Source organism: Pseudomonas sp. FGI182 (assembly GCF_000511325.1).
Classification (GTDB): domain Bacteria; phylum Pseudomonadota; class Gammaproteobacteria; order Pseudomonadales; family Pseudomonadaceae; genus Aquipseudomonas; species Aquipseudomonas putida_Z.
Genome location: NZ_CP007012.1, coordinates 808,364 through 829,029, shown reverse-complemented (window position 1 = coordinate 829,029; position 20,666 = coordinate 808,364). Strand labels below are relative to the sequence as shown.

The following is a 20,666-nucleotide window of genomic DNA, read 5'->3' as shown; positions in this document are numbered from 1 at the left end:
GCAAGGTCGCTGGTTGTGACGGGAAGCCGATAATTGTCCTCTTTCGCAGGTTTCAGGACAACCACCGTTGGTGTTCGCCTTGACACTTTCTGCGCCTGTGAAATCGAGCGCCGCCCGCGCGGCGCTTCGCGGGACAAGCCCGCTCCCACATTTGTTGCAACGTGGCCATGTCTGTTGGAGAGGCGTTGCCAGCCTTGGTGTATGTCTTCAGACAGGTGGGCTGCGGATGTGCCCACCTCAGAATAGAGTCGAGACAACAAGCTCAGAATAGAGTCAAGCCAACCAGGCGGGCAACCATGGCCTGACAAGTCCGGCACGTTGCAACAAATGTGGGAGCGGGCTTGTCCCGCGAAGCGCCGCACGGGCGGCGCTCGATCTCCGCACCGCCACACCCATCAAGCCATACACCCGGCACCACCAACCTGCCCGGAACCCTTCCCCCCCCTCAAAGGTCGCAGTTAACCAGCCACAGCACAGGTGGGTTTGCCCCCGCGCTTGTGTCATCATGCTCCGACCGCCGGTGAGTCCTCTTAAAGCCTTCTATGAACAAACCATACGCATTGCTGCTTGCCTTCGCCCTGCTCCAGGGCTGCCAGAGCCTGGCCCCGCAAAAGGCCGAGCCCCCCGTCGCCGAGGCCGGCAAGAGCGAGGCGGAAAAGCCCGTGGTGTATGGCTCGTTCAAGCAGGACACGCTCTATAGCCTGCTGGTGGCAGAACTGGCCGGCCAGCGCAACCGCTTCGACATCGCCCTGGCCAACTACACCGACCAGGCAGCGAAAACCCAGGACCCCGGGGTTTCCGAGCGCGCCTACCGCATTGCCGAATACCTCGGCGCCGACGAACCGGCACTGGACAACGCCCTGGTCTGGGCCCGCAACGACCCGCAGAACCTCGACGCCCAGCGCGCCGCCGCCATCCAGCTGGCCCGCGCCGGCCGCTATGACGACTCCATGACGTACATGGAAAAGGTCCTGCAAGGCCAGGGCGACACCCATTTCGATTTCCTCGCCCTGTCCGCCGCCGAAACCGACCAGAGCACCCGCGACGGCCTGCTGCAAAGCTTCGAACGCCTGCTGGTGAAGTACCCGGACAACGGTCAACTGGTGTTCGGCAAGGCCCTGTTGCTGAACCAGGACGGCAAGGCCGAAGAAGCCTTGGAACTGCTCGAGTCGCACCCGCCGCAAAACGGCGAAATCGCCCCAATCCTGCTGCGCGCCCGCCTGCTCCAGGCCCTGGACCGCGGCCCCGAAGCACTGCCACTGCTGCGCGGGGCGATTCGCGACAACCCGGACGACAAGCGCCTGCGCCTGACCTACGCCCGCACGCTTGTCGAACAGGACCGCATCGCCGATGCCAAGGGCGAGTTCCTCAGCCTGGTCCAGCAATACCCCGAGGACGACGAGCTGCGCTATTCGCTGGCCCTGGTGTGCCTGGAAAACAAGGACTGGGATGAAGCCGAGGGCTACCTGCAGGAGCTGATCGAACGCGACAGCAACGTCGACGCCGCGCACCTTAACCTGGGCCGCATCCGCGAGGAGCGCCACGACCCTGCAGGCGCCCTGCGTGAATACGCCCTGGTCGGCCCGGGCCCCGACTACCTGCCGGCGCAACTGCGCCAGGCCGACATCCTGATCGCCAACGGCCGTGGTACCGAAGCCTCACGCCTGCTCGCCGATGCCCGCGAAGCCCAGCCGGACTACGCCATCCAGCTGTTCCTGATCGAATCGGAAAGCTATAGCAACAACAACAAGGACGCCCAGGCCAGCCAGGTGCTGCAGCAAGCCATCCAGCGCTACCCGGACGACCTCAACCTGCTGTACACCCGCGCCATGCTGGCCGAAAAGCGGGACGACTTGCCGCAGATGGAAAAAGACCTGCGCGCCATCATCGCCCGCGAACCGGAAAACGCCATGGCCCTGAACGCCCTCGGCTACACCCTGGCCGACCGCACCACCCGCTACAGCGAAGCCAAGGCGCTGATCGACAAAGCCCATCAGCTGACCCCGGACGACCCGGCGGTGCTCGACAGCCTGGGTTGGGTCAGTTACCGCCTGGGCAACCTCGACGAGGCTGAAACCTACCTGCGCAAGGCCTTTGCCAGCTTCCCCGACCACGAAGTGGCCGCCCACCTGGGCGAAGTGCTATGGGCCAACGGCAAGCGCCGCGAAGCCCGCCAGGTCTGGGCCAAGGGCTTCGAAGCCCAGGCCGACAGCCCCATCCTGCGCAAGACCATCCTGCGCCTGACCGGATCCGAGACTCTCTAACGCCATGTTCCTGCGCCATTGCATTACCTTCACCCTGATCGCCCTGCTGGCCGGCTGTGCCGGCTTCGGTAGCCGCGAGGCCCTGCAGGGCCACGGCGACCCGCAGCAGTGGCGCGCCCATAAAGAACAGCTGAGCAGCCTCGATGGCTGGCAGATCAACGGCAAGGTCGGCATCCGTGCCCCGCGCGACTCCGGCAGCGGTACGCTGTTCTGGCTGCAACGCCAGGACTACTACGACATTCGCCTGGCCGGCCCGCTGGGTCGTGGCGCCGCACGCCTGACCGGCCGCCCCGGCGGCGTGGTACTGGAAGTGGCCAACCAGGGCCGCTACGAGGCCCCCAGCCCCGAAGCCCTGCTGGAAGAACAACTGGGCTGGCAGTTGCCGGTCTCGCACCTGGTCTGGTGGGTACGCGGCCTGCCCGCCCCCGACAGCAAGAGCAAGCTGACCCTGGACGGCGACAGCCGCCTGGCCAGCCTCGACCAGGACGGCTGGCAGGTGCAATACCTGAGCTACACGGAACAGAACGGCTACTGGTTGCCCGAGCGTATGAAGCTGCACGGCAAGGACCTCGACGTGACCCTGGTGGTCAAGGACTGGCAGCCGCGCCAGTTGGGGCACTGATACATGCAAACCCTTACCCTGCCCGCCCCGGCCAAGCTCAACCTGTGGCTGCACATCATCGGCCGCCGCGCGGACGGCTATCACGAGCTGGAAACCGTGTTCCAGTTTCTCGATCACGGCGACGAACTGAGCTTTGCCGTGCGTGACGACGGTGTGATCCGCCTGCATACCGAGATCGAGGCGGTGCCGCACGACAGCAACCTGATCGTGCGTGCCGCGCGCAAGCTGCAGGAACAATCCGGCACTACTTTGGGCGCCGACATCTGGCTGAGCAAGGTGCTGCCCATGGGCGGCGGCATCGGCGGTGGCAGCTCGGATGCCGCCACTACCCTGTTGGCCCTCGCCCACCTGTGGCAACTGGACTGGGACGAAGACCGCCTGGCCGCACTGGGCCTGAGCCTGGGCGCCGACGTACCGGTATTCGTGCGCGGCCACGCGGCGTTCGCCCAGGGCGTGGGTGAACAACTGACCCCGGTCGACCCGGAAGAGCCGTGGTATGTCGTGCTGGTGCCGCAAGTGTCTGTCAGCACAGTAGAAATTTTTTCACATCCGCAGTTGACACGTGATTCACTCCCCCTTAAGATGCGCCCCGTTCCCGAGGGAAACAGTCGAAATGACTGCCAACCGGTGGTAGAGCAGAGTTACCCGGAAGTTCGCAATGCGTTGAACTCACTGGGTAAATTCACTGAGGCTCGACTGACCGGTACTGGAAGTTGTGTGTTTGGGGCCTTCCCAAGCAAAGCCGAAGCTGATAAAGTTCTGGCCCTTCTTTCAGCGACCCAAACAGGGTTTGTGGCGAAAGGAAGCAACGTTTCGATGTTGCATCGCAAGCTGCAAAGTCTGGTCAAGAAGTCGAGCGCATAAGCGTTCGCAGCAACAGATACAGGGGCGTCGCCAAGCGGTAAGGCAGCAGGTTTTGATCCTGCCATGCGTTGGTTCGAATCCAGCCGCCCCTGCCATTTTCCTTATACTCATCCAGGTTACCCTCAGCCTTCAGGTACTGCGCGTGTCCAAGATGATGGTCTTTACGGGGAATGCCAACCCCGATCTGGCTCGGCGTGTCGTACGTCAGCTGCATATCCCTCTCGGTGACGTCTCTGTCGGTAAGTTCTCCGACGGCGAGATCAGCACTGAGATCAATGAAAATGTCCGCGGTAAAGACGTCTTCATTATTCAGCCGACCTGTGCCCCGACCAACGATAACCTGATGGAACTGGTAGTGATGGCCGACGCCTTCCGCCGCTCCTCAGCATCCCGAATCACCGCCGTGATTCCTTACTTCGGATACGCCCGCCAGGACCGCCGTCCGCGTTCGGCACGTGTAGCCATCAGCGCCAAAGTCGTCGCTGACATGCTCACTGTCGTAGGTATCGACCGTGTACTCACCGTCGACCTGCACGCTGACCAGATCCAGGGTTTCTTCGATATCCCGGTCGACAACATCTACGGCTCGCCCGTACTGGTCGACGATATCGAGGACCAGCGTTTCGAGAACCTGATGATCGTCTCCCCGGACATCGGTGGTGTCGTGCGCGCACGTGCCGTCGCCAAGTCCCTGGGCGTCGACCTGGGTATCATCGACAAGCGCCGCGAGAAGGCTAACCACTCCGAGGTGATGCACATCATCGGCGACGTCGAAGGGCGCACCTGCATCCTGGTAGACGACATGGTCGACACCGCCGGCACCCTGTGCCACGCGGCCAAAGCCCTGAAAGAACACGGCGCTGCCAAGGTTTACGCCTACTGCACGCACCCTGTCCTGTCGGGCCGCGCGATCGAGAACATCGAGAAGTCGGTACTGGACGAGCTGGTGGTGACCAACACCGTTCCGCTGTCCGCCGCTGCTCAAGCCTGTGACCGTATCCGCCAGTTGGATATCGCACCGGTTGTCGCTGAAGCGGTCCGCCGCATCAGCAACGAAGAATCGATCAGCGCGATGTTCCGCTAAGCGGAACACACGCTGACGAAAAGCGCCCCGCCCCAACACTGGTTGTTGGGGCGGGGCTTTTTTGCCATCCCCGTTGGCGCTGGTCGCAAACGCCCTCGGGGGGCTATTTTGGAGAAACAAAATGACCGAATTCACTCTGAACGCCCAAGCGCGTACTGACCTGGGGAAAGGTGCGAGCCGCCGCCTGCGTCACTCCGCGAACATCCCAGCCGTTGTCTACGGTGGTAACCAGGACGCCCAGTCCCTGACCATCCTGGCCAAGGAAATCACCAAGCTGTTCGAAAACGAGGCTGCCTTCAGCCACGTTCTGGAACTGAACGTCGACGGCGCCAAGCAAAACGTCGTGGTCAAGGCTCTGCAGCGCCACCCGGCCAAAGGTTTCATCATGCACGCCGACTTCGTTCGCGTCGTTGCTGGCCAGAAACTGACCGCCAAGGTACCGGTTCACTTCATCAACGAAGAAGCCCCGGTCAAGAAAGGCGGCGAGATCTCCCACGTAGAAGCCGAGATCGAAGTTTCCTGCGAAGCCAAAGACCTGCCTGAGTTCATCGAAGTCGACCTGGCCAACGCTGAAATCGGCACCATCATCCACCTGTCGGACCTGAAAGCTCCGAAAGGCGTAGAGTTCGTAGCTCTGGCCCACGGTGATGACAAAGCTGTTGCCAACGTTCACGCTCCACGCGTTGCTCCAGAAGCAGAAGGCGCTGCCGAGTAATCCACTCGCACGCCGGCGTTGATCGGGTTACAGTGCCGCGCGCCCTGTAACCCACCAACTCCAAGGAAGAGCCCCTGACGTGACCGCCATCCAGTTGATCGTCGGCCTGGGTAACCCCGGCCCCGAATACGAACAGACCCGGCATAACGCAGGGGCTCTTTTCGTTGAACGCATTGCCAGCGCCCAGCGCGTCTCGTTGACCGCTGACCGCAAATATTTCGGCCTGACGGCTAAGTTCAGCCATCAGGGCAACGACGTTCGTCTGCTCATCCCCACCACCTACATGAACCGTAGCGGCCAGTCCGTGGCGGCCTTGGCCAATTTCTTCCGCATCAAGCCGGAAGCGATCCTGGTGGCGCATGACGAACTCGACCTGCCCCCGGGCGTCGCCAAGCTCAAGCGCGGCGGTGGCCATGGTGGGCACAACGGCCTGCGCGACATCATCGCGCAGCTCGGCAACCAGAACGACTTCCACCGCCTGCGGCTTGGCATCGGCCACCCGGGCGACGCCAAACTGGTTTCCAACTTCGTCCTGGGCCGCGCGCCGCGCGCCGAGCAGGAGAAGCTCGACGCCAGCATCGATTTTGCCCTCGGCGTGCTGCCGGACGTGCTTGCCGGCGACTTCGCCAAGGCGATGCGCGAGCTGCACAGCCAGAAGGCCTGATTTCCTTAGAGAGGGGAATACCCATGGGTTTCAATTGCGGCATCGTCGGCCTGCCCAACGTCGGCAAGTCCACCCTGTTCAACGCCCTGACCAAGTCTGGCATCGCGGCGGAGAACTTCCCCTTCTGCACCATCGAGCCTAACAGCGGCATCGTGCCGATGCCCGATGCTCGCTTGAATGCACTGGCTGAGATCGTCAAGCCAAACCGCATCCTGCCGACCACCATGGAGTTCGTCGACATCGCCGGCCTGGTGGCTGGTGCCTCGAAGGGCGAAGGCCTGGGCAACAAGTTCCTCGCCAACATCCGCGAGACCGACGCCATTGCCCACGTGGTGCGCTGCTTCGAAGACGAGAACGTGATCCACGTTTCCAACAGCGTCGACCCCAAGCGTGACATCGAGATCATCGACCTCGAGCTGATCTTCGCCGACCTCGACAGTTGCGAGAAGCAACTGCAGAAGGTTGCCCGCAACGCCAAGGGCGGCGACAAGGAAGCCCTGGCGCAGAAGGCCATCCTCGAACAGCTGATCCCGCACTTCACCGAAGGCAAGCCTGCGCGCAGCTTGATGAAGAACATGAGCGCCGAAGACAAGGCGGTCATCCGCGGCTTCCACCTGCTGACCAGCAAGCCGGTCATGTACATCGCCAACGTGGCCGAAGACGGCTTCGACAACAACCCGCACCTGGACGTGGTCAAGGCCATCGCCGAGGAAGAAGGCGCGGTAGTGGTGCCGGTGTGCAACAAGATCGAAGCGGAAATCGCCGAGCTGGAAGACGGTGAAGAGAAGGACATGTTCCTCGAAGCCCTGGGCCTGGAAGAACCTGGCCTGAACCGCGTTATCCGCGCCGGTTACGAGCTGCTGAACCTGCAGACCTACTTCACTGCTGGCGTGCAGGAAGTACGTGCCTGGACCGTGCGCGTCGGTGCCACTGCACCACAAGCCGCTGGCGTGATCCACACCGACTTCGAAAAAGGCTTCATCCGCGCTGAAGTGGTGGCCTATGACGACTTCATCCAGTTCAAGGGTGAGAGCGGTGCCAAGGAAGCCGGTAAATGGCGTTTGGAAGGCAAGGACTACATCGTCAAGGACGGTGATGTGATGCACTTCCGCTTCAACGTCTAAGCGGCAGACTGCAGTACCCACGAACCCCTTGAGGCCAACGCCTCAAGGGGTTTTGTTTTTTCTGGCATCTGGCAAGCGGCCCGCGCACCCTGTGTGGGGCTTTAGCAGCTCCCACAGGTCAGCGTAGCCTGCCGTGTGACTGATCAATCCAAGGAGGAACGATGAAAGAACACCAGTACGAGGTTCAGGTTACCTGGACCGGCAACAAGGGCGAAGGTACCTCCAGCTACACCGCCTACAGCCGAAACTTCAGCATCGAAGCAACAGGGAAAATGCCCTTCGCCGGCTCGGCAGACCCGGCATTCCGCGGTGACCCGCAGCGCTGGAACCCTGAAGACCTGCTGGTGGCATCGCTGTCGGCATGTCACAAGCTCTGGTACCTGCATCTGTGCGCAGTGAACGAGGTGAAAGTGCTGGCATATGTCGACAGGCCCTTGGGGCGCATGGTGGAAGGCGACACACAGGGCAAAGGCCGCTTTACCCATGTACAACTGCGCCCGCAGGTGACTATTAGTGCCGACTCGGATCATGAGGTTGCCCTGCGTTTGCATGAAGATGCGCACCGTGAGTGCTTCATTGCCAACTCAGTGAATTTCCCGGTTGAGTGCGCGGCGGTGGTAACGCTTGGGTAGATGGTTTGAGATTGTCGGGGCTGCTTCGCAGCCCATCGCGACACAAGGCCGCTCCTACAGGGGAACGCGTCGACTGAACCAACGCATTCCCCTGTAGGAGCGGCCTTGTGTCGCGAAAGGGCCGCAGAGCGGCCCCGGAATTCAGCATCTAAGCTGTGATTCAGCACCCTCCCCCGGACGCACGCCCCATGCCTGAAAAACCCCGCCTCGACTGGCAACGCTGGTTACCCGGCCTGGTCACCCTGCTCCACTACCAACCCGCCTGGCTGCCCAAAGACATCGCCGCCGGCCTGGTGCTCACCACCATGCTGGTGCCGGTGGGCATCGCCTATGCCGAAGCGTCTGGCGTGCCCGGCATCTACGGGCTGTACGCCACCATCATCCCGCTGCTGGCCTATGCCCTGTTCGGCCCCAGCCGCATCCTGGTGCTGGGCCCGGACTCGGCACTGGCCGCGCCGATCCTGGCGGTGGTGGTGCAGTACGCCGCCAGCGACCCGCAACGGGCAATCGCCATCGCCAGCATGATGGCCCTGGTGGCCGGGGCGTTCTGCGTGATCGCCGGTCTGCTGCGCCTGGGCTTCATCACAGAGTTGCTGTCCAAGCCGATCCGCTATGGCTACATGAACGGCATAGCCCTCACGGTGCTGATCAGCCAGTTACCCAAACTGTTCGGTCTGTCGGTTGACAGCCAGGGCCCGCTGCGGGATACCTGGAACCTGATCCAGGCCTTGCTCGCCGGCCAGGGCCATTGGACAAGCTTCGTGGTCGGTGGCGGTAGCCTGGCGCTGATCCTGCTGCTCAAGCCGTTCAAGCGCCTGCCGGCCATTCTCATTGCAGTGGTGCTGGCCACGCTTGCGGTGAGCCTGCTGGGGCTCGACCAGCAAGGCGTGAAAGTGCTCGGCGAACTGCCCCAGGGGCTGCCCAGCTTCGTGTTCCCCTGGGTCAGCGATATCGACCTGGTGGAGGTACTGCTCGGCGGCATCGCGGTGGCACTGGTGTCGTTCGCCGATACCAGCGTGCTGTCACGTTCCTACGCCGCGCGCATGAAGACCCCGGTCAACCCCAACCAGGAAATGTTCGGCCTGGGCGTGGCCAACCTGGCCTCGGGGCTGTTCCAGGGCATCCCCATCAGCAGCAGTTCGTCACGCACCCCCGTGGCCGAAGCGGCCGGCTCGCAGACCCAGCTCACCGGCATCATCGGCGCGCTGGCGGTGACGCTGTTGCTGCTGGTGGCGCCCAACCTGATGCAACACCTGCCCAACAGCGCCCTGGCGGCGGTGGTGATTGCCGCAGCGTTGGGCCTGTTCGAGTTTGCCGACCTCAAGCGCATCTTCCGCATGCAGCAATGGGAGTTCTGGCTGTCGTTCACCTGCTTCGTCGGCGTAGCGGTATTCGGGGCCATCCCCGGCATCTGCATTGCCGTGGCGATATCGGTGATCGAGTTCCTGTGGGACGGCTGGCGGCCGCATCATGCGGTGCTGGGACGGGTGGATGGCACCCGCGGTTACCATGATGTGCAGCGTTATCCACAGGCCCGACGCATTCCGGGGCTGGTGCTGCTGCGTTGGGATGCACCGCTGTTCTTTGCCAATGCCGAGCAGTTCCAGAGCACGGTGATGGCGGCGGTGGATGCATCGCCTACCCCGGTTCAACGGCTGGTGATTGCGGCAGAGCCGGTGACCAGCATCGATATCACCTCGGCGGACATGCTGGCCGAACTGGACCGGGCGCTGGAGGCGCGGGGGGTGGAGTTGCAGTTTGCCGAGATGAAGGACCCGGTAAAGGACAAGATGCGGCAGTTCGAGTTGTTCGAGCATATGGGGGAGTCGGCGTTTCATCCCACTGTTGGGGCAGCGGTGGATGCCTACCTGGAAGAGAGTGGGGTTGACTGGAAACCCTAGGTTTTCCTGGGCCGGCCTCTTCGCGGGCATGCCCGCTCCCACAGGGACCGCACAAACCTCAAGGTTGTCGCTGTACCTGTGGGAGCGGGCGTGCCCGCGAAGAGGCCATTACAGAAGAACTAAGCAGTCCGAACCCGCCGCCGATCAATCCATATGAGCATGGCACTGGCATACACCGACACCGCCAGAAACAGCGCCATGCGCACAGCAAAGGCGCGGTACACATCCTGCCCGCCCGCGCTGTCCTGCACCGACTGCCCCAGCAAGATCAGCATGGTCGTCAGGCAGCTCACCCAGTACGCCGGGCTTTGCCTGGTATCCACCGCACGGTAGAGCCTGCGCCCCTGCCAGAGAACGAAGAGCAGCACCCACAGGAAAAACATCCACAGGTGCACGAACAGGCTCAACGCGCCCCACGTCAGTATCGCCAGCAACCCGGCAAGCAAGGTCGAGCCGATAAGCTCGCGGCTGGCATGCCGTGCGCGGGTTTCGCCGGCCTGCTGCCCCAGGCTCACTGCCTTCATGATCAGCGGCATGTACTGGTCCGGTGCGATCAGCGCCAGCAAAAAGGCCGGCATGACGATCAGCGTGGCACGCAAGGCGACCCAGCTCACCTGGTCACTGTCGAGCAGAGGCGGTGCCGGTTGCGCCGGCGCATCGGCCGGCTCTGGAAACAGCACATGCGCTGCCGCGGTACCCAGCACCGCCAGCAGCATGCCTTTGGCCAGCGCTTCGACCACCGACAGCGCCAGGCTGAAGTCGCTGGTGCCGGCGGCAGCGATCATGGTCAGGCCGATCACCAGCAAATTGGCCAGCAGGCCGTTGCCGCCTTTCAGCGCGTAACGCAAGGTCAGGAAAACCCCCACCCCCACCAGCAACACCCCACTCACCGGGGCATGGCGCAGCAGCGGAATCAGCAGCAGCCCGCTACCGCAGGCAAGCAGCACCAGCACCGCCAGGGCCGGGGCCGCACGCAGGGGCAAGGGCTGGCTGCGCATGGCCAGCAACAACACCGCGAACACCGGCGCCAGGATCGGCACCGGCAAGCCGACGCCGAAACTCACCGCCAGGCACAGCGCCACGCCCCAGGCCAGGCGCAGGGCGCGCAGGCGGCGCAGCTCAATAGGCATACGACAGCCAGCTCATCAGCCACATGAACAGCCGGCCCAGCAGGTTCAAAGGGTTGCCCTCGGTTGGCAGGGCCATGACTTCGGCCTGGCCGCCGACCCGCAAACCGCTCTTGTCCTGCAACTGGTCACGCTCCAGTTCGACGATCACCGGGAAACGCTGCGCCGAGCGCAGCCACTCGCGGCTGTTCTGCACGGTCGGCAACGTGCCCGGCGGGTTGCTCTGGCCCACGCTCACGCCGTAGCCGATGCTGCGAATGCGCCCCTTCAACACCGTGCCGGGCAGCGCATCGAGCACTACCAGCACCGGGGTTTCAGGGCGCAGCCGACCGAGGTTGTTCTCGGTCATGTCGGCACTTATCCACACGTCATGGATGGCGATCAGGGTCATCATCGGGCTGCCGGCGCCGACATAGTGGCCAACGTCGGTGCGCAGGTCGGTGATCAGCCCGTTTGCATCGGCGCGTACCACGGTGCGCGCCAGGTCCAGCCGGGCTTTTTCCACATTGGCCGCCGCGCTGCGCAGTTGGGCGTTGTCGTCCTGCGCCCCGCCCTGCTGCTCACGGGCCCGCTCCACTTCGGCACGGGCTGCCGCGACCTGGCTGATGGCCTGATCGCGGTTGGCCTGGGCACCCTCCAGGCGGCGTACCGACACCGTGCCCGGGTCTTCATCGATCAGGCGCTTGAGCCGCTCGGCGTCCTGCCGCGCCTTGCGTTCGTTGGCCTGGGCCGCCAACAGCGCCGCCTGGGCCGAGTCGATGCCAGCGGTGTGGGCGCCGATCTGCCGGCGTACCGTGTCCAGGTCGGCTTCGGCGCGGGCCAGGGCGATGCGGTACTGTTCCTGGTCCAGTTCGAACAGCACATCGCCCTTGCGTACTTCCTGGTTGTTGCCCACCGCCACACGCTTCACCTGCCCGGCCACCTCGGCACTCACCGGCACCACGTAGGCCTGCAGGCGGGCCTGCTGGGTATAGGGCGTGAAACGGTCGGCCAGCAGGTACCACAGCAGGCTCACGGCAATCAGCAGCAGCACCCAGCGCATGCCGCGATCGGGGGCTGGCGGGGGTGGCGTCGGCGTAGCGTCGCTCATTTCGTTTCACCTTGTGCATGTGCGCTGGGGGCTGGCTCGTCGAGCAGTTCGCCCCAATCTGTGCGTTGCTGCATCTGCTGGCGGGTGGCCGGGTCGATCGGTGCGCGGCTGGCGTCCCAGCCGCCGCCCAGGGCCTTGTACAGCGTCACCAGGCTGCTGACGGCATTGCCGCGGCTGACCAGGTAGCCGTCCTGTTGCTGCAGCAGCAGTTGCTGGGCGTCGAGCACGCGCTGGAAGTCGGCAAAGCCTTCGCGGTACTGCGAGCTGGCCAGGTTCAGCGAGCGCTGCGCGGCCTGGGAGGCCTGGTCGCGGATGCTTGCGCTCTGCAGCGAGCGCACCAGCCCGCTGGCGGCATCGTCGGCCTCGCGGGCGGCTTCGCGCACGCCTTGGTGATACAGCTCGATCAGTTGCTGCAGGCGGGCATCTTCTACGCGCACGGCGTTCTTGCGCCGGCCGTAGTCGAACGGGTTCCAGATCAGGCTGGGCCCGGCGGCGATGTCGAAGGTATCGGGCAGGTGATTGGCCGTGACGAAGCTCCAGCCGATGCTGCCCAGCAGGCTCAGTTGTGGATAAAGGTCGGCCTCGGCCACCCCGACCAGCGCCGACTGCGCCGCCACCGCCTGCTCGGCGGCGCGGATGTCCGGGCGACGCTGCAGCAGGCTGGCGGGCACGCCCTGCAGCACAGCACGGTCCGGCAATGGCAGCTGGCCGTGGCCGGCATCCAGCTGTGGCAGCGGCCCGGGCGGCCGGCCCAGCAGCGAGCACAGCACATTGCGCAGGGCATTGAGCTGGTTCTGAAACTCGGGGATGGTGGCCTGGGTAGCCAGGTACTGGGTGCGCGCCTGTTGCCAGTCGAGTTCGTCGTTTTCGCCATGACGGAACAGCCGCTCGGTTATCTCCAGGCTGCGCGCCTGGCGGCGGGCGTTTTCTTCGGCGATATCCAGCCGCGCCTCGGTGGTGCGCAGGGCAAAGTAGGTGTCGGCCACCTGCGCACGCAACAGCAGCATGGCATCGGCGTAATTGGCCTGGGAGGCGAAGTAGACGGCGTCGGCGCTTTCGATGGCGCGGCTGAAGCGCCCCCAGAAGTCGATTTCCCAGCCGATGTCGAAGCCCGCGCTGGATTGCCAGAACACCGAGTCACGCGCGGTGGCAGTGCCGGACTGGTCCTGCTTCAGGTACAGGCTCTGAGCGCGCAGCTGCTGCAGCTGTGGATAACGCCCGGTCTGCACGATGGCCAACTGGGCGCGGGCTTCGGCAATGCGCAAGCCGGCCACGCGCAGGTTGCTGTTGTTGGCATCGGCCTCGGCGATCAAGGCATCCAGGGCCGAGTCGGCGAACACGGCCCACCACTGGCGCAGGTCGGGCGCCGCGGCCTGCTGCCCGGCTTGCTCCAGCAGCGGGGTGTTCCAGGTGCTCAGCCACGGGTCCTGCGGCGGCTGGAAATCCGGGCCGACCTGGGTACAGCCCACCAACGTGGCAGCCAGGCTCAGTGCACAACCACAGAGGCGTCCGGGCATGGCAGGCCTTGGCTCACGCCGACGGCTCGACGGGGTTTTCCGGCACCTGCAGCGCCACCCATTGCCAGAACAGTACATAAGTGACGCCCAGGATCACCGGGCCGATGAACAGGCCGATGATGCCTTTGACCACCATGCCGCCCAGTGCCCCGATCAGCACCACCGGCATCGGCACATCCACCCCGCGCCCCAGCAGCAGCGGCTTGAGCACGTTGTCGGCAAGCCCGGCGACGAAGCTGTAGATGGCGAAGATGATGGTCGCCACGGTAAAGCCTTCGACGTTGAAGATGTAGATGATCACCGGCACCGTGATCAACGTGGCCGGTGCCTGGGCAATCCCCAGCATGAGGATGACGATGGCCAGCATCCCGGCCCCCGGTACCCCTTTGATGACGAAGCCGACACCGATCAGCAGCATCTGGATGAAGGCAATGCCGATCACGCCCTGGGCCACCGCGCGAATGGTGGCGGTGCACAGCTTGGCCAGTGGCTTGCCGCGCTCCTCGCCCGACACCCGCATGGCGATGCGCTGCGCCGCGATTTCGCCGCGGTCACCGAACGCCATGATGATGCCCGAGACGATGATCGCCGCGATGAACAACAGGAACGCGCCGCCCGCGCTGGCTGCAGCCCCCAGCACCGTGCGCCCGGCATCCTTGAGCTGGGGCATCCACTGGTTCAGCACACCGGCCATGTTTTCCGAGGCTGCCAGCCACAGGGCATGCACCTTCGGCCCGATCAGCGGCCAGGCCGCCACCGAATCGGGAGGCGCCGGCACGCTCCATGCCCCGCTTTTCAGCAGCGTCACCAGGCTGTCCACCGATTCGCCGATGGACATCACCACCAGGTAGATCGGCACCAGCAGCACGACCAGTACCAGCAGAACCACCAGCGTCGCCGAAAGCCCGTCCTTGAGCCCTGTGCGGCGCTGGATGCGGCAATACAACGGGTACAAGGTCACCGCCAGGATCACCGACCACAGCATCAGCTCCAGGAACGGCTGGAACGTCTGGAAGGCGAATATCACCAGCGCAGCCACCAGGCCGGCCTTGATGAGCACATCGAGCAAGCCCCGCGACAGGCGGCTGTCCAGCTTGATACCCGGTTGCATGCTTCACCTCCGAACTCCAGGTGCGCCGTGTGGCGCGATTCAGTGGCCCGCTTCAGGGGTTGCTTGTGACGGGCTGTCGTCACGCAACTGGCGCGCCAGGGCCATCATTACCAACGGCACTACCGCCATCGACAAGGTGATGGCCAGCACCAGCAGGTCATGCACCTGCTGCGCCAGCACCTGATGGTCCAGCGCCAGCTTGAACACCACGAAGGCAAACTCGCCGCCAGACGCCAGCACCACGCCCAGGCACAGCGCCTGGGCCTGGTTCAGCCCACCCGCCGTGCGGCCCAGGCCATACAGCAGCGGCAGCTTGATGACCACCAGCAGCAGGGTCAGCCCCAGCACCATTAACGGCATGCCGAACAGCAAGCGCAGGTCGGCGCTCATCCCCACGCCAACGAAGAACAGCCCCAGCAGCAAACCCTTGATGGGCTCGATCTGGGTTTCCAGTTCGTGGCGGAAAGGCGACTCGGCCATCAACACGCCCGCCAGAAATGCCCCCAGCGCCATCGACACGCCCACGTGCTCCATCACCCAGGCGGTGCCCAGCACCACCAGCAAGGCGGTAGCGGTCGACAGCTCGGGCAGGCCCGAACCGACTGTCCATTTGAAGACAGGGGTCAACAGGTAGCGACCAAAGATGATCAGCACACCTATGCCAACCACCACCGCCAGCACCGGCCAGGCACCTTCGTCGGCGGTGCTGACATCACCACCGAGCAGCGGCACCACGGCAATCAGCGGGATCGCGGCAATGTCTTGGAACAGCAGGATCGCCACGGCCAGGCGGCCGTGCGGCTTGCCCAGGTCCTTGCGCTCGGCCAGTACCTGCAGGCCAAACGCGGTGGACGACAGCGCCAGGCCCAGGCCCAGCACGATGGCAGCCGGCTTGGACTGGCCGAACAGCCAGTACGCCAGCAGGCCAAGCACCACAGCGCTCAGGCCCACTTGTAGCGAGCCGACGCCAAACAGCGCCCGGCGCATGCTCCACAAACGCCGCGGCGACAGCTCCAGGCCGATGACGAACAGCAGCATCACCACACCCATCTCCGACAGGCGTGCCACGTTATCCGGGTTATTCAGCAGGCCAAACACCGATGGCCCTATCAGGATGCCCGCCAGCAGATAGCCGGGCACCGCCCCCATTTTCAAACGCTGCGCCAGCGGTACCAGAAGCACCACGGCCAGCAGGAACACCACCGTCGCCTGCAACAGGCTGCCATCATGTGGCATAGGCTCGCACCCTCGCTGCTCCCCGCGGGGAGAGATCAGAAACGCTCTTCGACGACTTTGAACGGGTAGTTGACGGCCTTGTATTTGCCGATCTTGCCGCGCTTGGGCAACTTCACCAGCCCGTCGCGGGTAATGTCCTTGTAGGGAACGCGCGTCAGCAGATGGCTGATGATGTTCAGCCGGGCACGGCGCTTGTCGTTGGAATGGGCCATGAACCACGGTGCCCATGAGGAGTCGGAGGCGGCGAACATGTCGTCGCGGGCCCGGGTGTATTCATCCCAGCGTGTGTACGACTTGAGGTCCATCGGCGACAGCTTCCACAGCTTGCGGCCATCGTTGATGCGGTCCTGCAGGCGGCGGGTCTGCTCTTCGGCGCTGACCTCCAGCCAGTACTTGATGAGGATGATCCCCGACTCGACCATCATCTTTTCGAACAGCGGCACCACGGTGAGAAACTTGCTGCTCTGTTCTTCGCTGCAAAAGCCCATCACCCGCTCGACACCGGCGCGGTTGTACCAGCTGCGGTCGAAGATCACTACCTCGCCCGCGGCAGGCAGGTGGCCCAGGTAGCGTTGCACATACATCTGGGTCTTTTCCCGCTCGGTCGGTGCCGGCAGCGCCACCACGCGGAATACTCGCGGGCTGACGCGCTCGGTGATGGCCTTGATGGTACCGCCCTTGCCGGCGCCATCGCGGCCCTCGAAGACAATGCACACCTTCAGGCCCTTGGCCACCACCCATTCCTGCAGCTTCACCAGTTCCACATGCAGCTGCTTGAGTGCCTTCTCGTACGCCTTGCCGCCCAGTTTCTCCGGCTGGTCCTTGAGGTCTTTTTTCCTGGACGACTTCGACATGGCACTCTCCTGAGGGCGAATGAAGAGTCAGTATGGTCGATCCATGGCAGTTTGCCGCTTCGCTTGTGGATTTCGCAGGCTTGCTTCTATCTCATTGATTCTGCAGGTGCTGGTGAGTGTTCCGGGGAGGGTGTGGGAGCGGATTTACCCGCGAATGCGTCATTGAAGCTACCGACGCATTCGCGGGTGAACCCGCTCCCACAGGGTACGGGGTGCCTTCGAGGCCGGATTACTTGGCCAGTTTGTTGTAGCTGGTCATCAGGTTGCGGTAATCCGGAATATGGTTGGAGAACAGGGTCCCCAGCCCTTCGATGTCGTTACGCCAGTCACGGTGCAGTTCGCAGGCCACGCCGAACCAGGTCATCAGTTGCGCCCCGGCGGCCTCCATGCGCCGCCAGGCCGAGTCACGGGTCAGTTCGTTGAAGGTGCCGGAGGCATCGGTGACGACGAATACCTCGAAGCCCTCCTCCAGCGCCGACAGTGCCGGGAAGGCCACGCACACTTCGGTCACCACGCCGGCGATCAGCAACTGCTTCTTGCCGGTGGCCTTGACGGCCTTGACGAAGTCCTCGTTGTCCCAGGCGTTGATGTTGCCAGGCCGGGCGATGTACGGGGCGTCGGGGAACTGCTCTTTCAGTTCGGGCACCAGCGGCCCGTTGGGGCCGGTCTCGAAACTGGTGGTGAGAATGGTCGGCAGCTTGAAGTACTTGGCCAGGTCCGACAGGGCCAGGACGTTGTTCTTGAAGCGGTCGGGGTCGATGTCCCTTACCAGCGAGAGCAGGCCGGTCTGGTGGTCAACCAGCAGCACGGCGGCGTTGTTCTTGTCCAGACGCTTGTATTGGAAGGCCATGACGGTTCTCCTTGCTTCAGCGGGTTGGAATATCAGCGTAGGCAAGGATGCGGGATGGGTGGGACCGTCAGTCGGTTCGCCTGCCGAGGCCGGCGATGGGGCCGCATGGCGGCCCCTGCAATGCTCAGCCGAGCACCTTGCCAGCCACCTCATCGACCGCCGCCTTGGTGATGGCGACGATCTTTTCGGCATCCTCCTGGTTCAGCACCAACGGTGGTGCAAAACCGAGAATGTCACCATGCGGCATGGCCCGGGCGATCATCCCGCGCTCAAGGCACGCTGCCGACACCTGTGGCCCGACTTTCAACGCCGGGTCGAACGCCGTGCGCGCCTCGCGATCGGCCATGAACTCGACCGCGCAAAGCATGCCGTCACCCCGTACTTCACCTACCAGCGGGTGGCCTTCGAAGGTTTCGCGCATGCGCCGGTTCAGGTATGCCCCCACCACTTCGGCATTCTCGGTCAGGTTCTCGCGCTCGAGAATATCCAGGTTGGCCAGCGCCGCCGCCGCGCAGATCGGGTGCCCGGAGTAGGTCCAGCCGTGGCCCATCGGGCCGGCCTTCTGCGAGCCCTCTTCGATCACGTTCCACACCTTCTCACCAACGATCACTGCCGACAGAGGCGCATAGGCGCTGGTCAGGCCCTTGGCCGTGGTGATCAGGTCCGGGCGGATGTCGTAGCGCTGGCTGCCCATCTTCGAGCCCAGGCGGCCGAAGGCGCACACCACTTCGTCGGCGATCAACAGCACGTCGTAGCGATCGAGCACGGCCTGGATCGCCTTCCAGTAGCCCTTCGGCGGCACGATGATGCCACCGGTGCCCATCAGCGGCTCGCCAATGAACGCGGCGACGGTGTCGGGCCCTTCGGCCAGGATCAGTTGCTCCAGCTCGTCGGCGCAATAGCGCACGAAGGCCTGCTCATCCATGCCGGCCGGTGCCTTGCGGTACCAGTGCGGGCAGACCGTATGCTTGACGCCCTCCACCGGCAGGTCGAAATGCTGGTGGAAGCTGGGCAGGCCGGTAAGGCTGCCGGTCATGATGCCCGAGCCGTGATAGCCGCGGTCGCGAGAGATGATCTTCTTCTTGAGTGGGCGACCGAGGATGTTGTTGTAGTAGCGCACCAGCTTGACCTGGGTCTCGTTGGCATCAGACCCCGACAGGCCGTAATAGACCTTTTTCATCCCGGCCGGCGCCCAGTCGATGATGCGGCTGGAAAGCTCGATGATCGCTTCGGTCGAGTGGCCGACATAGGTGTGGTAATACGCCAGCTCCTTGGCCTGGCGATGGATAGCGTCAGCGACCTCGGTACGCCCGTAACCGATGTTCACGCAGTACAGGCCGGCGAAGGCGTCGATCAGTTCACGGCCTTCATGGTCACGCAGGCGGATGCCCTCGGCACCGGTGATGATCCGGCCCTTGAGCGCGCCGCTGGCGTGATCATGGGCGTGGGTCGAGGGGTGCATGAAGTGGGCGCGGTCCTGTTCGAACAGCTGGCTGAAATCTTGGCTCATGGCAAACACTCCTTAGAACTGACCGTGGTGGTGCAAGCAAACGTATTTGGTTTCGACGAAGGGTTCGAAGCCCTCGCTGCCGCCTTCGCGGCCCAGGCCCGAGGCCTTCATACCGCCGAACGGGATGGGGTGGCCGGTGAACTTGACGCCGTTGATCGCCACCATCGCGTGGTCGAGCCGGCGCACCAGCGGGTGCACCACATCGAGGCGGTTGCCGACGATGTAGGCAGCCAGACCGTACTCGGTGTCATTGGCCATGGTGATGGCCTGCTCCAGCGTGTCGAACGGCATGACCCCGGCAATCGGCGCGAAGTTTTCTTCCTGGTAGATGCGCATCGCCGGCGTGACATCGGCAAGCACCGTCGGCTGGAAGAACCAGCCACCCAGCGCATGGCCCTCGCCACCGACCAGGCGCCGGGCGCCACGCTGCAGGGCGTCCTCGACCCGGGCCTGGGTGGCATCGAACGCGGCCTGGTGCATCAACGGGCCGACCTCTGCCGCCGTCTCCTCGCCATCGACCATCGCCGGGCCAACCTTCAGCGCCCGCACCGCTTCGGCGAAGCGCGCCAGGAATGCTTCGTACAACGGCCGCTGCACCATGATCCGGTTGGCCGCGCAGCAGTCCTGGCCAGACGTCTGGAACTTGGCGGCCACGGCCACCCGCACGGCCAGCTCCAGGTCGGCATCGGCGCAGACGATGAACGGCGCATTGCCGCCCAGCTCCAGCGCCACTTTCTTCACATCCTGAGCCGCGGCTTGCAGCACCAGCTTGCCGACCCGGGTCGAGCCGGTGAAGCTGACCGCCCGCACGCGGCTGTCGCGCACCAGGGTTTCCATGGCCATTTGCGGCTCGCCGATCACCACGTTGAACACCCCCGGCGGGAAGCCGGCGTCCTCTGCCAGCTGGGCCAGGGCCAGCGCCGAGAACGGTGTTTCGTGGGCTGGCTTGACCACCACCGTGCAGCCGGCCGCCAACGCCGCAGCCGCCTTGCGAGTGATCATGGCGCTGGGGAAGTTCCACGGGGTGAGCAGCGCGCAGACCCCGACGGGCTCCTTCAGCGTACTCAGCTGGGCACCCGGAATATGGCTGGGGATGGTCTGCCCGTTGAGGCGCCGGGCCTCCTCGGCAAACCAGGGAATGAAGCTTGCCGCATAGGCGATTTCACCGCGTGCTTCGGCCAGCGGCTTGCCCTGCTCCTCGCTGAGAATGCGCGCCAGAGCCTCCTGGTGCTCGAGCATCAATTCGGCCCAGCGCCGCAACAGCGCAGCGCGGCTGTCCAGGCTCTGCTGGCGCCAGGCCGGGAAAGCCCGCTGGGCGGCATCCACCGCGGCGACGATCTGCTCATGGTCGAGCAGCGGCACATGGCCGATGACCTGGCGGTTGGCCGGGTCATGCACGGCGACGCTGTTGCCACTGTGGCTGTGCAGCCATTGGCCATCGACGTGGCACAGGCTGTTGAATGGGTAGTGGTGTGACATGACTGTTCTCCATACCTCGTTG

Annotated in this window: 18 protein-coding genes and 1 tRNA gene; 10 read left to right on the top strand and 9 right to left on the bottom strand. The window is 64.2% G+C overall.

Annotated elements, in window-relative coordinates; all coding sequences use genetic code 11:
• Positions 1–542: 542 nt before the first annotated feature.
• The 10 genes from C163_RS03725 to C163_RS03680 all read left to right on the top strand — a co-directional run bounded on the left by C163_RS03725 (position 543) and on the right by C163_RS03680 (position 9,870).
• Positions 543–2,264: a tetratricopeptide repeat protein gene (locus tag C163_RS03725; protein WP_025337682.1), complete on the top strand. Its 1,722-nt coding sequence runs from the start codon at positions 543–545 to the stop codon at positions 2,262–2,264.
• Between the two features lie 4 nt (positions 2,265–2,268).
• Positions 2,269–2,886: a lipoprotein insertase outer membrane protein LolB gene (gene lolB, locus C163_RS03720; RefSeq protein WP_025337681.1), complete on the top strand. Its 618-nt coding sequence runs from the start codon at positions 2,269–2,271 to the stop codon at positions 2,884–2,886.
• A gap of 3 nt (positions 2,887–2,889) precedes the next feature.
• Complete coding sequence (gene ispE, locus C163_RS03715; RefSeq protein ID WP_025337680.1) at positions 2,890–3,750, top strand: 4-(cytidine 5'-diphospho)-2-C-methyl-D-erythritol kinase; 861 nt, start codon at positions 2,890–2,892, stop codon at positions 3,748–3,750.
• A gap of 20 nt (positions 3,751–3,770) precedes the next feature.
• Positions 3,771–3,845: transfer RNA gene (locus C163_RS03710), tRNA-Gln, on the top strand.
• A gap of 47 nt (positions 3,846–3,892) precedes the next feature.
• On the top strand, positions 3,893–4,834 hold the full coding sequence (locus tag C163_RS03705; RefSeq protein ID WP_003247410.1) for a ribose-phosphate pyrophosphokinase: 942 nt from the start codon (positions 3,893–3,895) through the stop codon (positions 4,832–4,834).
• 121 nt (positions 4,835–4,955) lie between these two features.
• On the top strand, positions 4,956–5,549 hold the full coding sequence (locus C163_RS03700; RefSeq protein WP_013970896.1) for a 50S ribosomal protein L25/general stress protein Ctc: 594 nt from the start codon (positions 4,956–4,958) through the stop codon (positions 5,547–5,549).
• A 79-nt stretch (positions 5,550–5,628) separates the two neighbouring features.
• Positions 5,629–6,213, top strand: coding sequence for an aminoacyl-tRNA hydrolase (gene pth, locus C163_RS03695; RefSeq protein WP_008099045.1), 585 nt, complete (start codon positions 5,629–5,631; stop codon positions 6,211–6,213).
• A gap of 23 nt (positions 6,214–6,236) precedes the next feature.
• The gene (gene ychF / locus C163_RS03690) at positions 6,237–7,337 is read left to right on the top strand and encodes a redox-regulated ATPase YchF (RefSeq protein WP_013970895.1); all 1,101 of its coding nucleotides are present in this window, start codon (positions 6,237–6,239) and stop codon (positions 7,335–7,337) included.
• A 161-nt stretch (positions 7,338–7,498) separates the two neighbouring features.
• Complete coding sequence (locus C163_RS03685; protein WP_025337679.1) at positions 7,499–7,969, top strand: OsmC family protein; 471 nt, start codon at positions 7,499–7,501, stop codon at positions 7,967–7,969.
• A 188-nt stretch (positions 7,970–8,157) separates the two neighbouring features.
• On the top strand, positions 8,158–9,870 hold the full coding sequence (locus tag C163_RS03680) for a SulP family inorganic anion transporter (protein WP_025337678.1): 1,713 nt from the start codon (positions 8,158–8,160) through the stop codon (positions 9,868–9,870).
• 119 nt (positions 9,871–9,989) lie between these two features.
• On the opposite strand, the gene C163_RS03675 is transcribed toward C163_RS03680, so the two are convergent.
• The 9 genes from C163_RS03675 to C163_RS03635 form a co-directional block, all read right to left on the bottom strand.
• Positions 9,990–11,000, bottom strand: coding sequence for a DUF2955 domain-containing protein (locus tag C163_RS03675; protein ID WP_025337677.1), 1,011 nt, complete (start codon positions 10,998–11,000; stop codon positions 9,990–9,992).
• Positions 10,990–12,087, bottom strand: a complete 1,098-nt coding sequence (locus C163_RS03670) for an HlyD family secretion protein (protein ID WP_025337676.1) — start codon at positions 12,085–12,087, stop codon at positions 10,990–10,992. The genes C163_RS03675 and C163_RS03670 overlap by 11 nt, the downstream gene beginning before the upstream one ends.
• Positions 12,084–13,604, bottom strand: a complete 1,521-nt coding sequence (locus tag C163_RS03665; RefSeq protein ID WP_025337675.1) for an efflux transporter outer membrane subunit — start codon at positions 13,602–13,604, stop codon at positions 12,084–12,086. The genes C163_RS03670 and C163_RS03665 overlap by 4 nt, the downstream gene beginning before the upstream one ends.
• 13 nt (positions 13,605–13,617) lie before the next feature.
• Positions 13,618–14,715, bottom strand: a complete 1,098-nt coding sequence (locus C163_RS03660; protein ID WP_025337674.1) for an AI-2E family transporter — start codon at positions 14,713–14,715, stop codon at positions 13,618–13,620.
• Between the two features lie 39 nt (positions 14,716–14,754).
• Positions 14,755–15,951 (bottom strand): monovalent cation:proton antiporter-2 (CPA2) family protein, encoded by a 1,197-nt coding sequence (locus C163_RS03655; RefSeq protein ID WP_025337673.1) that lies wholly within the window; start codon positions 15,949–15,951, stop codon positions 14,755–14,757.
• A gap of 35 nt (positions 15,952–15,986) precedes the next feature.
• Positions 15,987–16,805, bottom strand: a complete 819-nt coding sequence (gene ppk2, locus C163_RS03650) for a polyphosphate kinase 2 (RefSeq protein WP_025337672.1) — start codon at positions 16,803–16,805, stop codon at positions 15,987–15,989.
• Between the two features lie 229 nt (positions 16,806–17,034).
• Positions 17,035–17,655 carry an isochorismate family cysteine hydrolase YcaC gene (ycaC, locus tag C163_RS03645; RefSeq protein ID WP_010951959.1) on the bottom strand — a complete coding sequence of 207 codons (621 nt, stop codon included), beginning with the start codon at positions 17,653–17,655 and terminating at the stop codon, positions 17,035–17,037.
• A 124-nt stretch (positions 17,656–17,779) separates the two neighbouring features.
• Positions 17,780–19,165, bottom strand: coding sequence for an aspartate aminotransferase family protein (locus C163_RS03640; protein WP_025337671.1), 1,386 nt, complete (start codon positions 19,163–19,165; stop codon positions 17,780–17,782).
• Positions 19,166–19,177: 12 nt separating this feature from the next.
• Entirely contained in the window at positions 19,178–20,644 is a 1,467-nt protein-coding gene (locus tag C163_RS03635) for an NAD-dependent succinate-semialdehyde dehydrogenase (protein WP_025337670.1), read from the bottom strand.
• Between the last annotated feature and the right edge of the window lie 22 nt (positions 20,645–20,666).